Origin of the sequence: Enterococcus sp. 3G6_DIV0642 (assembly GCF_002140635.1) — a bacterium.
Taxonomy (GTDB): Bacteria; Bacillota; Bacilli; order Lactobacillales; family Enterococcaceae; genus Enterococcus_D; species Enterococcus_D casseliflavus.
This window is the reverse complement of record NZ_NGLH01000001.1, coordinates 587349-599323: the sequence shown is the minus strand read 5'-3', so window position 1 is coordinate 599323 and position 11975 is coordinate 587349. Positions and strand designations below refer to the sequence as shown.

At 37.5% G+C, this 11975-nt stretch carries 12 protein-coding genes; 4 read left to right on the top strand and 8 right to left on the bottom strand.

Features of this window, described 5'->3' with window-relative positions; genetic code table 11:
* Window positions 1-12: 12 nt before the first annotated feature.
* Window positions 13-738, bottom strand: a complete 726-nt coding sequence (locus A5878_RS02905) for a glucosamine-6-phosphate deaminase (protein ID WP_086294550.1) — start codon at window positions 736-738, stop codon at window positions 13-15.
* Between the two features lie 2 nt (window positions 739-740).
* Complete coding sequence (locus A5878_RS02900; RefSeq protein ID WP_086294549.1) at window positions 741-2066, bottom strand: 6-phospho-beta-glucosidase; 1326 nt, start codon at window positions 2064-2066, stop codon at window positions 741-743.
* 145 nt (window positions 2067-2211) lie between these two features.
* On the opposite strand from A5878_RS02900, the gene A5878_RS02895 reads away from it, so the two are divergent.
* Window positions 2212-2964: a MurR/RpiR family transcriptional regulator gene (locus A5878_RS02895; RefSeq protein ID WP_086294548.1), complete on the top strand. Its 753-nt coding sequence runs from the start codon at window positions 2212-2214 to the stop codon at window positions 2962-2964.
* A gap of 192 nt (window positions 2965-3156) precedes the next feature.
* On the opposite strand, the gene A5878_RS02890 is transcribed toward A5878_RS02895, so the two are convergent.
* Window positions 3157-4485: a PTS sugar transporter subunit IIC gene (locus A5878_RS02890; RefSeq protein ID WP_086294547.1), complete on the bottom strand. Its 1329-nt coding sequence runs from the start codon at window positions 4483-4485 to the stop codon at window positions 3157-3159.
* Window positions 4486-4629: 144 nt separating this feature from the next.
* Window positions 4630-5343 carry a GntR family transcriptional regulator gene (locus A5878_RS02885; protein ID WP_005227520.1) on the bottom strand — a complete coding sequence of 238 codons (714 nt, stop codon included), beginning with the start codon at window positions 5341-5343 and terminating at the stop codon, window positions 4630-4632.
* A gap of 168 nt (window positions 5344-5511) precedes the next feature.
* Between A5878_RS02885 and A5878_RS02880 the strand changes: the two genes are divergently transcribed.
* Window positions 5512-6936, top strand: a complete 1425-nt coding sequence (locus A5878_RS02880; RefSeq protein ID WP_086294546.1) for a glycoside hydrolase family 1 protein — start codon at window positions 5512-5514, stop codon at window positions 6934-6936.
* A gap of 518 nt (window positions 6937-7454) precedes the next feature.
* Here the strand turns inward: A5878_RS02880 and A5878_RS02870 are convergent.
* Window positions 7455-7559: a putative holin-like toxin gene (locus tag A5878_RS02870; protein ID WP_086294545.1), complete on the bottom strand. Its 105-nt coding sequence runs from the start codon at window positions 7557-7559 to the stop codon at window positions 7455-7457.
* 368 nt (window positions 7560-7927) lie between these two features.
* Between A5878_RS02870 and A5878_RS02865 the strand changes: the two genes are divergently transcribed.
* Entirely contained in the window at window positions 7928-8761 is an 834-nt protein-coding gene (locus A5878_RS02865; RefSeq protein ID WP_008377906.1) for an AraC family transcriptional regulator, read from the top strand.
* Window positions 8754-9173 carry a DUF2000 domain-containing protein gene (locus A5878_RS02860; protein WP_005232083.1) on the top strand — a complete coding sequence of 140 codons (420 nt, stop codon included), beginning with the start codon at window positions 8754-8756 and terminating at the stop codon, window positions 9171-9173. The genes A5878_RS02865 and A5878_RS02860 overlap by 8 nt, the downstream gene beginning before the upstream one ends.
* 193 nt (window positions 9174-9366) lie before the next feature.
* On the opposite strand, the gene A5878_RS02855 is transcribed toward A5878_RS02860, so the two are convergent.
* The 3 genes from A5878_RS02855 to A5878_RS02845 all read right to left on the bottom strand — a co-directional run bounded on the left by A5878_RS02855 (window position 9367) and on the right by A5878_RS02845 (window position 11871).
* Window positions 9367-9909: a DUF3267 domain-containing protein gene (locus A5878_RS02855; protein ID WP_086294544.1), complete on the bottom strand. Its 543-nt coding sequence runs from the start codon at window positions 9907-9909 to the stop codon at window positions 9367-9369.
* A 58-nt stretch (window positions 9910-9967) separates the two neighbouring features.
* Window positions 9968-10285 (bottom strand): hypothetical protein, encoded by a 318-nt coding sequence (locus A5878_RS02850; RefSeq protein ID WP_034868787.1) that lies wholly within the window; start codon window positions 10283-10285, stop codon window positions 9968-9970.
* Window positions 10286-10746: 461 nt separating this feature from the next.
* Window positions 10747-11871: a GGDEF domain-containing protein gene (locus A5878_RS02845; RefSeq protein WP_228074223.1), complete on the bottom strand. Its 1125-nt coding sequence runs from the start codon at window positions 11869-11871 to the stop codon at window positions 10747-10749.
* Window positions 11872-11975: the final 104 nt, after the last annotated feature.

The following is an 11975-nucleotide window of genomic DNA, read 5'->3' as shown; positions in this document are numbered from 1 at the left end:
TTTTTCCTCCTTTTAGTTCACGACTTCCTTATCAACCACCAATACAGGATCTTTGTGCAACCATAGAGAAGTAACAGGACACTCTTTTGTAATCGTACCGCTTAGAAATTGTTGTATCGCAGATTTCTTTTTTGCTCCACTAGCTTGTACGATCATTGTTCCAGATTGTAATAATTGTCCTATCCCTAACGTAATTCCTTTCGTACGATCAACTTTCTCGTCTGAAAAATATTTTTTCCCAACACTTTGGGTTGATTCGTCTAAGTTCACTATATGAGCTTTATCTTCGAAGGACGAACCAGGCTCATTAAAACCTAAGTGACCATTTACTCCAACCCCAAGCAAACTCAGTGTTAACCCTCCATTCTCCTCGATAAATTTATCAGCTTTTTTGCATTCCTCATTTAAATCATCGGCTAAAGGATCAAATGTGTGAAGTTGCTTTAGGTCAATAGGAACCCGATTGAATAAGTTTCTTTTCAAATAGGATATACAACTGCCTTCATTTTTCGGATCGATTCCAACCCATTCATCTAGTTCAATAAACTTTGCCTGGGATAAATCTATTTCTTTATTGATTGCTGCTTCTGCAATGATGTTAAGCGTTCCTACGGGTGTATCACCACCTGCAAAGCAATATAACCCATTTGGCTTTTCTTTCAAGACATCTAAAATGAGTTTTGCACAGATCTTACTGACTTCCTGGTAATTTGCCTCAACATAGTATTTTATATTCATTGTCATTCTCCTTTAAAAAAATTCGGCAGATATTCTTTGTGTGCCAAAAGCATTTCATCAAGTAGTTGCTTTGCTGTCCTATCACTTGGAACTAAGGGATTGATCGTCATCGCTAATAAAGCAGTGTTATAGTCTCCCGTAACAGCTGCTTGGGCCGCTATACGTTCAAAAGACTTAATTTGTTGAACTAGCCCTTTGATAGGAATAGGTAATTCACCTGTAGTCAAAGGGATCGGTCCTTGTTTTGTAATCAAACAATTTACTTCAACCGCTGAATCACAATCGATATCGCTGATGGCTCCATTATTTCTTGTATTGACCGTTTGAATATCACGTTTGTCATTATAGATGGAATTAATTAAATTACATGCTGCTTCACTATAATAAGCACCCCCACGTTCTGATAATTGAGGTGGTTTGATTGCTAGATGTTCATCTTTATAAAGTTCAAACAATTCATGTTCGATTTTCTGCACAACTTCTGCACGAGTTCCTTCTTTTTCTGCTGATTGTTTTTGCTCAGACAACATAGTGGCTGTTTGATAGTAATACCTTAAATAGCCGATGGGAATCATGCCAAGTGTTCGGAAAAAATCTGGTTCCCATTCTAAATCAGCAATGTTTTTCAGACCAACTGCATCACCAGCATCTTGCGTCATCAATGTAAGTACTTTTTGGGTCACATCAATCCCTTTATGATAAATCTTTTTCGCAAAAACCATATGATTTAGTCCAGTAAATTCAACATATAATTCTTCTTTGGGTACTTTTAATGTTTCTGCAATGCCACGTTCTATTCCAATTGGTCCATTACACAAACCTACTACTCTACGCATATTGCTATGGCGTAAGACAGCTTCTGTCACCATGCCAGCTGGATTAGTAAAGTTGATCAGCCATGCTTCTGGGCAAAGACGCTCCATGTCTTTCACTATTTCTAAGATAACGGGAATCGTGCGTAATCCTTTAAAAAGCCCTCCTGGACCATTCGTTTCTTGTCCAATCGTGTCATATGTTAAAGGGATTCTCTCGTCTTTCGCTCGCGCTTCCAAAAGACCTACACGAAATTGGGTCGTAACGAAGTCCGCATCCTTTAATGCCGCTTCACGATCAAGAGTCATATAAATTTTCATTGGAAGTTCCGCTTTTTTTACCATACGTTTAGCAAGTTCCCCAACAATTTCTAATTTCTCTCTTCCTTTTTCAATATCCACAAGCCATAATTCTGAAATCGGTAATTCAGCATATCGTTTAATAAATCCTTCTATCAATTCTGGTGTATAACTTGATCCACCGCCAATTGTTGCAATTTTTATTCCTTTATCCATCCTGAAACACTCCTTTAACTTAACTACATGGTCAGTATAGATTATTTTTATCTCCATAAATACCGCCTTTAAGTAAACGGTTACAAAAGCAAGCGATTGACACCGGTTACAATCCTGTTACAATTTGTAACAGGAGGGGATTACTATGTTGTTTCTTGACTATCAACCAGACTTAAATGAAACGGATATTGAAGTATATAAAGCAATAATTTCAGACGTAAATGCAGTTGCTTCCATGAGTATTCGTGAATTAGCTGAGAAAAGTCATACGAGTACTGCCAGCGTACTACGCTTTTGTAAAAAATTTCGCTGTACCGGTTTTTCTGAATTTAAAATTTACCTCAGTGCGTATCTCGAATCTCTTAAAGAAGAAAAAGAGGTAAAAACACTTGATTTTGAGAGTGAACTCTTGAATTTTTTAGCACGGACACAAGACAAATTCTTTGAAGATAAATTTGATGAGGCAGTTCACTTATTGATGGAAAAAGAGCTGATTATTTTTATTGGCGTAGGCTCCTCAAATGTTGTTGCTGAATATGGTTCTCTTTATTTCTCGTCACTATTTAACATGGCGATTCGCATTGAAGATCCTAGTAATTACCCTATTAATTACCTATCCACTGAGTTAGCAAAAAAAATGTGTATCGTCGCTTTATCCGTTTCGGGCGAGACCACAGAAATCATTCAATATTTAAATCATTTGAATCTATCAGAAAGCTCAGTAATAGGAATTACCAGCAGCTCTAATTCAACACTTTCTAAATTAGCTGATATTACAATAACCTATAATATTTCGCTAGAAAAAATTAATGAAGCTGATATTACAACACAGATACCGGCAATGTACATTATTGAAAAGTTAGCGAAAACCGTGAGAAATAGAATGGAAACTCAATAGATTTGTAAAAAAAAATTCTTCAGGTAATTCTTTCCCTCTATTCACAAGTTCACCGATCGATATTCCCACAAAAAAAAGAGACTCACATGTATCTATGTGGTCTCTTTTTGATATATAGATTTGTTCAATTTATTTGTTTCTCTTACCTTTGGTTTGAGAAGACTTCAAAAAATCTTGTGAAGTTTCCTCTTCTCAATCATTTGCCTCTTCATTCCCTATTGTTGAGGTAACTTTTTCATCGATACGTAAAAATGGTAAGTAGATAAAAACACTCACAGCAATGATCGCAATTTGCAAGACTGATGCTCGCCAATCGCCACCAGTTGCTAAAAATCCAGATATGACAGGAGGAGTGGTCCAAGGTATCTGCACGACAACATGATTGATTAAACCAACAGCTGTTGCAAAATACGCAACTGTTAGGGAAAAAATCGGCGCCAATACAAATGGAATAATCAAACTAATATTGAAAACAATTGGTAAACCAAAAATGATCGGTTCACTGATATTAAATAGTGCAGGAGTTACGGATAATTTTGCAAAGTCTTTGTAGTCTTTACGACGACTAAAGATAAAAATAGCAATTAGCAAAGCAATAGTATTTCCTGATCCTCCCATAACAGCAAACGTATCTTTAAATGCCATGTTTATGATATGTGGAATATCTTCCCTATTCGCATAAGCAGCCATATTCTCTTGCATATTTTGAATTAAGAACGGATCGAGAAGTGAACCTGATATCACTGCTTGATGAATTCCAAACCCGAAAAATAGATTTGCAATTGAGGTAATTAAGAGGAACCCTGGTAAACCTGTCGTTACCTTACTTAAAGGTCCAGTGATTAGAGTAGTAATCAACGAATTAACATCCATATTGAATAATTGATTGACAGCAAATGAACCAATTGCGAAGGTAGTCACGGTAATCATGATTGGAATAAGGACGTTAAATGACTTCAACACAGCTGGTGGGATATTTCCTGACAACTGAATTTGTAACTTTTTGTTATTTGATAACTTAATAAAGAGTTCCGTAGCAGCTAAGCCCACAAAAATTCCAACGAACATTCCTGACGCGCCAGTATGAGTGACAGGAATAACCCCACCTACCTCCAGCGCTTCTTGACTTCCTTCTGGTGTAAACATCGTCATCATAGGGGTGAGAACAATAAACGTGGAAATAGCGACTAGAACAGCAGCAATATGATTTGTATAATTTCTGCTAACACACATATGATAAGAAACTGCCGCAACAACTAATAGCGTCGTTATACTTAGCGTTCCATTACTGATGGAAGTCCCGATTTCTTGAATCGTCGTTAATGTTGCTGGATCAATGATATTTCCCATAAATCCTGTTGGCTCTAAAATAACATAGTTGATCAATGTAACAAATCCCGCCAACATCATAAAAGGCATAAAAGTGGCGAAAGCATCCCTTAGTGTTCGAAGATGAATCTGGTTCCCTAGCCTTGTGGCTATTATTCCGAACTTTTCAAAAATAGCATCTTTTTTACTCATAATCCCGATCAGTCTCCTTTTTTAGTTGTAAGCGATTGCTTATGGGATGATCATACACCAGCTTTTTAAAAAAGTAAATATCTTTATTTAAAATTATATATCTTTTTTAAAAATCAAAAAAAGACCAACGAAATTCGTTGGTCTTCACTTCTCAACAAAAACTGCTTCAAAAATAAAATCTTTGTATAAATGTCTCGAAAGAGAATATTCAAACGGTACACCAGATGACAATGACACCACTTTGTCTACCTCTATCATAAACTCGCCTGGTTTTACAGAAAGAATTTCCGCATCGAAGTCATTTGCCACATCACCTTTGATCCAAATATGGGAAGATTTAATCTCTAGACCAAGCTCATTTGTAATGTAGCCATATACAGAACGTTTCAAATGCTTTGGTTCTAACCCCGGTATAACAGAAAGTGGCATAAACGTTTGCTCAATAGAATACGGTTGTTCATCAATAAAACGACTTCTAATAATATTATAGACATACTCTTTTTGATTTATTTCTAAAATTTCTGCCACTTCATTCGATGGCAACTCAATTGAGAACGTATGGATTTCAGAAGTCACATGTTCTTCCCCTACTAAATCAAAAAGACCTTCATTTGGTCCAAACACTTTCGAATTATCAATTGGTCTGCGTAGAACTTCCGTTCCGAATCCACTACGTGTTCGTAAAACTCCCTCTGATACTAGCATATCAATACCTTTCTTCACAGTGAGCTTACTTGTTTGATACTCATGCGCAAGTTCATCGCCTGTAGGTAATTTTTCGCCGATTTGATAGGTTCCATTGGCAATTTTTTTCTTTACCTCCGTATAAACCTCCATATATTTTGGCTGTTTCTTCATAACTTACTCCCTCATACTCATCTCTATTACTTATACTTTAACATAAAAAATTGTCTTTTTACAGCTAAAAACATACCCATCACGAAAAGATATATATTTTTAATAAAAAGTATTTATTTATACTAAAAGCAATGTTACACTATTAAAAACGAACAGGAGGAAACGATAATGTCAAGACAAACTCAGTTAACATTTCCAGATGACTTTTGGTGGGGCTCCGCTTGGTCAGCAGAACAATCTGAAGGGCGTGGAGAAACAGGAAAAGCAGAGACCGTATGGGATCGGTGGTTTCACGAAGAACCTCATCGTTTTTATAAACGAATTGGACCTAGTATTACGACAGACCATATTCATCGTTACCACGAAGATATTCAATTGATGAAACAAACGGGGCACAATTCATTTCGTGTGTCTATCTCATGGGCACGAATGTTTCCAAATGATGGGGTTGGTAAACCAAACGAGAAAGCGATAGCCTATTATCGAGATCTTTTTACCGAAATGAAAAATAATAATATCAAAGTTTTTGCGAATCTCTATCATTTTGATATGCCCGCAAAATTACAAGATAAAGGGGGATGGGAATCACGTGAAGTTGTTGATGCTTATGTAAATTTTGCTGATACCTGTTTTCTAGCGTTTGGCGACTTAGTTTATCATTGGTTCACCTTTAACGAACCTTTGGGGCCAATCTTGGGCTCTTATTTAGAAGATTTTCACTATCCAAATCTCATTGATTTTAAGCGTGGTGCTCAAGCAGCGTTCTTTACCATATTAGCCCATGCAAAAGCCATTCAAACTTTTAAAAAATACCAGCTATCTAGCAAAATCGGAGTAATTCTCAATTTGAGTCCGACTTTCCCAAGAAGCCAAAATTCAGCAGATAAAAAAGCAGCAGAAATTGCGGATCTTTTTTATACTCGTAGTTTCTTAGATCCCATGGTCAAAGGAGTATTTCCAGAAAAACTAGTCTTGTTGCTGGAGGAATATGACCAATTACCCGTTGATTTCAATGACACAGACCTAAAAATTATTGAAGAGAATACCGCACAGATACTTGGTCTAAACTACTATGAACCACGCCGTGTCAAAGCAAGAACTTCTGCCGTTAATCTAGAAAGTCCATTCTTACCAGAATGGTTCTTTGAACCGCATATTATGCCTGGCCGTCGAATGAATGAATATCGTGGATGGGAAATCTATGAAAAAGGAATTTATGATTTATGTATGGACATCAAAAATAACTACGGAAATATTGAATCCTTTATCTCAGAAAACGGTATGGGTGTTGCTAATGAAGAACGGTTCATGGATGAAAATGGACAGGTGATTGATGACTATCGCATTGAATTTATCCAAGACCATCTCGCCTATTTATGGAAAGCAATTCAAGATGGCTGTAATATAAAAGGATACCATCTATGGACATTCATTGATTGTTGGTCATGGATCAATGCATATAAAAACCGCTACGGCTTAGTTTCTTTAGATTTAGCCACACAGAAACGTACAATAAAGAAAAGCGGCTTGTTTTACAAGGAACTAAGTAAGCAAAACGGTTTTTCCTACGATCTCGAGCGACTGGTAGATTAGCATTCACGAATATGATCGATAGTGATCTGTATAGAAGAAACCTGTTGCCACAACTCCTCTTTCGCACCTTTTAAGAAGGCGACAGGGTTTTATTAGTAAAAAAATAACCGTTTCCTTGCTAAAGTCGACGGTTATTTTTTTGTCATTTTTCACTGTGGCTAGGATACGAAAGAGCAGCATGGCAATAAATGTACCAGAATTTATCTGGAACTTATTAGCCGCTAGTTTCGATAATCATGCTTCCCTTTTCTTTAAACATTGCATTCGTTTTTAAATGTTCGAACACTTTTCCAAAATGACTACATCGAACACCTTATTCCAATTGAGAATAAGGTTTTGCCTATGTCGCTTATCGATTTTGTTTGAAAATATCCTTGTTAAAGTTGAAAAATCACTCTCTTCTTGCTATACTAACTATGTAAAGAGGAGTTGTGGCCACAACCCCTCTGCAGCGCCATTTAAGACGGCGACAGGTTTATTAACTTAAAAAATAACCGTTTTCCTGCTAAAGTTGACGGTTATTTTTTTTTGTCATTTTTCACTGCGGTTAGGATACCAAAGATCAGCATGGCGGTAAATGTACCAAAACTGATCATTAGCCCGATTGCTTCCGCTGTGGACAAAAAGGCTTCTCCTTTCTGAAGAGTTAGTACTTACATTCATAAGCACCACCACCTTTCAAAGATAGCCACCGTCACAAACTTTACTGCAGTCAAATGATACCATACTTCCATCAATAAAACTTTCAAATGCCAAGGATTTATCATTATTTTTTTCACGGCGCATGGTCCATCTGCTGTGATTCATTCCATAGAATCGTCAAAATAACCCGCTGTTCTCTCTTCAAGTCTGATCCGCTCTTTTCCGACCTTCTCCAGCCCTTTTTCTCATTCCCAATCAAGTGCCTTCCATCAAGAAAAATAGTCAAAAGTCAATATCATTCTATTCACCAAAAACCACTTTTGTTATAGTAACAAAAAGGAGAATGCAGATGAGAAATGAACGAAAAATCATTCAAGATAGCACCCTTGGTGTAGAAGCTTTATTATTTAACGGCATCCAGCAGGAGTTTCCTAACCATTGGCACGAATATTATGTGATTGGCTTGATGGAAGCTGGGACGCGTCAATTCACCTGTCAAAATACCTGCTATATCGTTGAAGCAGGCGACTTGATTTTGATTCCGCCAAAGGCTGCCCACCGCTGCCAGCAACTCACGGAGGAAAAGCTGGTTTACCGCAATATCCACTTAACCCCAGAGAACATGGCGGTACAAGTACAAAAAATTTTTAACACTCAATTGACGCCCCACTTTCCTGAACCGGTCATTCGCCAAGTGAAAGAAAAAGAGGAATTTCATGCAGTGCACCAGCTGCTACTGTCGGATCGCGGTGATGAGTTTGAAAAGCAAGAACGCTTTACTTGTCTGCTTCACGACCTGCTTGTTCAGTATGCGGATTTCACCCACGAACAAACGGACCCGGTGTCAAATAAAGCCGCAGCGGCAAAAGCCTATATCGATCAACATTATGCCGAAAAATTGTCCTTGAGTGAATTAAGTGACGTTCTTGGAATGAATCAGTACGTCTTGATTCGGCAGTTTACCAAAGCGTATGGGCTGTCGCCGTTTCAATATTTAAGTACGGTGCGCATCAGTGCTGCCAAGAAAAGACTAGAAGCACAAGAAGCAATTGCAGAAGTCGCTTTTCTGACAGGTTTTAGTGACCAAAGTCATTTTACCCGTATCTTTAAAAGCTTGATTGGGGTCACCCCGAAAGCTTACCAAACAATTTACCAAGAAGATGGAGTGAGAACGTATGAATAACCAAGAAAAATGTGTCATGATTATCGATGAACAATTACCGATTGGCTTAGTTGCAAATACTGCAGCAATTTTAGGCGCAACCTTAGGCAAATTGTTTCCCGAAGGAATCGGAGAAGATATTTACGATTCGACGGGCAGAAAACACCTTGGCATTGTCAACTTCCCCATTCCTATCTTAAAAACGAACAAGGAACAGTTGCAGACCATTCGTGAATCGATCAGTCAGCAAGCAGATCCAGAAGTAACCATCATTGATTTTTCCGACGTTGCTCAGACCACCAATTCTTACGAGCAATACCGTCAGACGCTTGAGACAATTCCCACAGAAACACTGGCTTATTTTGGTCTTTGTTTAAAAGGCAAGAAAAAGAGTATCAATAAAGTCGCTGGCAGCTTGCCGTTGTATCGGTAAAGCGCTAGTAAGAAAACGATCGTTTAAAACAAGTTTTCTTTTTGTCGGCCGAACAGTCTTCTTGCTATATACGTTTTTTATAAACAGTCCTACAAAAAAACAAACACTTTTGAGGTGTTTGTTTTTTTGTAAGAGATTTTCTAGCATACATTTTCTTGCTCTTTGATTTTGCCAAGATCAATTGAAAAATAAACTACTCTCCTTGATAAATATTCAACCCCACTTCAGTATCTTCAACACAACTGTTCGCTGGTGCTTTAACAATCAGAAAAAGAAAGTAAAAGTCTCCCACACAAGAAGCGGCATGTGCGGCAGCAATCAAGATAAAAAGAGATGCCGTCAACCAGCCAAATAAATAAAAAAGAAAGAGACCCACAGAAATGCCAAGGAATGGCGCCAATAAAATGATGGCAAATTTCCCTTTTGAATAAAAGGAATGGGGACTCGTGGCATATGCTACGCCATTTTTGAACCCAAACATTACCTTCCCTTTAGGGTCAAAAAGCTTGAAGAAGGCACCATGGATCAATTCATGAATAATGATGAGAATAAAATACGCAACCATTAAGATCAAAAGATCGAAAATAAACGAAGTTTCAGCATTTGACCCATGACCACCTAAGACAAAGAGTGTAAAGAACACATAGAAAAAAATAAAACTAGGGATCGCCGCGAGATTCAATCTCTTTATTGTTTTTTTATCATCCATTAAATTAATTTGTTTGAGTATTTTCATCGCTGTTCTCCTCTTCTTTTTGTCATTCTTCTTAGTACATGATTTCTATGAATTCCCTTTACCCAACCAACAAGAGCAGCAAACACAAAACCAGTGCCGTTAAAACGAAGAGGAAATTGATCATCTCTGGCGCACCTTCAATCCTTCTCTGTAATGGCGGAGGACGAAAACTTGGATTCATACGTTTCGTTTGGTAGTCCACGCTGCTTGATAAAAAGCTGTCGGAAGGGATCATAAACACCAACAGAACGCCATAAATAATGGATGCAGGAATCAGGAGTGAGCATTTGGCTAGGTAGCCAATCAGTAGACTCACGATCAAAGGAATAGCTACGTACAAAACACTTTGGTACAGTATTCGTCGAATTGGTTTCATAGGGAAGTCTCCTTAGTCAGTAATCGTTACGCACAGGTACAAAATAATTTTATTTACTTATCAAATAAATATACCATTGCTTTTAAAGACTGTAAACACGCCAGAAAACCAAGTCGATGCTGCCAAGCGCGACTGCCCAATGCTTGGTGCAAAAAAAGAAGTGGTTTCTTCCCACTTCTTAAAAAGCACTCTACTTGCCTTTCTATACTCGCTTAACCTCTCAAGATAATCGGCAAACCGTTTAGTAAACCGTTATACTTACCAGATTGCTTCCTCTCTTCCCTTTGAAAAAGACACGACGCTGGAAAAAGAAGCCTGCGAACCTTGTCTCTTTATTAAAACTTCTTCTGAAAAATATTCGTCTAAAAAAATCATACGACCTTGTCTTTCCTTTTGGTTTCCTACAACACCCGATCTACTTGAGAAAAGACTGCGAAACCTTCTTTAGAAAAGCAAACGTCTCAAGAAAAAATAATCGTGCGGTTTCTGCCCTTCCTTTTGGCTTCGTACAATGCTTGATCTGCTTGGTAAAAGGTTTCTGAAATGTCTAACGCAGAGGCTGCTTCTGAAATCCCTGCCGAAAAGTAAAGGGTCAGTTGGGCGGTTTCTAATTTCAACTGTTCATTGCTTAAAAACAAATGGAATTCTTCAATAATTTTTTTCACAGCATCAGAAGTATTCTCTTTAAATAGGACTAAAAATTCTTCGCCGCCATATCGATAGACTTCGACTAAATGGGAAGGACTTTTCTGGTAGAGAAACGTCATCAGTTTTTCCGAAAAGAAGGATAGGGCTTGATTGCCGATTTGATGTCCATGGTGATCATTGATGCGCTTAAAATGATCTAAATCCATCATCACCACGACGAGCTGGTCCTTCTCAAGTAGCGCCAGCTTTGAAATATCCTCGTTCAGACTGCGGAAATTTTTCACCTTGGTCAACTCATCATAATTGCGTTCAATGATTTTTGTGTTAATTTTTTCCAGGAAATTTTTTTGATTCTGCAAATAATACTTCCATAAAGAAACGATCCCCACAGATCCAATGCCTAAAGACACTACATCCCAAACGCTAATTTCGCGGCGATAAAAAAGCAAGGCGTTGAGCATCGGCGAGACAACCGTAACGAAAATCGAAAATAGGTAAAATGCCGTGTGATTTGGTTGTCCATAAAATCTTTTCTTTAATAAGCCCGTAACGATTAAAATGATGTAATTTAATCCGATAATAAAGAGCATGGCTTCCCATTCAAATTTATTGATCAATGCAAAAAAGGTCAGCAAAATGACGGGTACTAACCCAACCAGATAGATTTTTTCTTTGAGAATGCCAAAATAATAAATAAAGATTGGAATCGTATATTCATACGCAACATAACCGATACTGTTCAAAGAAAATGATATAATAAAGTAGACTTGCGAAATAAACAAAACAATACCAATAAGAATTTTAAACGACAGGCGTAAATTCAATTCTTTGAAGTTCTTGATAAACAAATCATATGAAATGAGCAAGCTCACGACTAAAACAGAATAGATCGCAGCATAAATCAGATGGACAAACACACTACTCCTTCTTTCTTTCATAGATTTTTCTTTAAAATCGTTCGCCCATGATTTTGAAAGGCTCGATTCTTTAACGATGAAGTGCACGAAATAAGCTTTTTTTCCTGCACTTCATGAAACCAAAA

Coding starts and splice junctions, on each gene's coding strand:
- A5878_RS02905 (WP_086294550.1), bottom strand. CDS start 738: ATGAATATAAAATACTATGTTGAGGCAAATTACCAGGAAGTCAGTAAG.
- A5878_RS02900 (WP_086294549.1), bottom strand. CDS start 2,066: ATGGATAAAGGAATAAAAATTGCAACAATTGGCGGTGGATCAAGTTAT.
- A5878_RS02895 (WP_086294548.1), top strand. CDS start 2,212: ATGTTGTTTCTTGACTATCAACCAGACTTAAATGAAACGGATATTGAA.
- A5878_RS02890 (WP_086294547.1), bottom strand. CDS start 4,485: ATGAGTAAAAAAGATGCTATTTTTGAAAAGTTCGGAATAATAGCCACA.
- A5878_RS02885 (WP_005227520.1), bottom strand. CDS start 5,343: ATGAAGAAACAGCCAAAATATATGGAGGTTTATACGGAGGTAAAGAAA.
- A5878_RS02880 (WP_086294546.1), top strand. CDS start 5,512: ATGTCAAGACAAACTCAGTTAACATTTCCAGATGACTTTTGGTGGGGC.
- A5878_RS02865 (WP_008377906.1), top strand. CDS start 7,928: ATGAGAAATGAACGAAAAATCATTCAAGATAGCACCCTTGGTGTAGAA.
- A5878_RS02860 (WP_005232083.1), top strand. CDS start 8,754: ATGAATAACCAAGAAAAATGTGTCATGATTATCGATGAACAATTACCG.
- A5878_RS02855 (WP_086294544.1), bottom strand. CDS start 9,909: ATGAAAATACTCAAACAAATTAATTTAATGGATGATAAAAAAACAATA.
- A5878_RS02850 (WP_034868787.1), bottom strand. CDS start 10,285: ATGAAACCAATTCGACGAATACTGTACCAAAGTGTTTTGTACGTAGCT.
- A5878_RS02845 (WP_228074223.1), bottom strand. CDS start 11,871: ATGAAAGAAAGAAGGAGTAGTGTGTTTGTCCATCTGATTTATGCTGCG.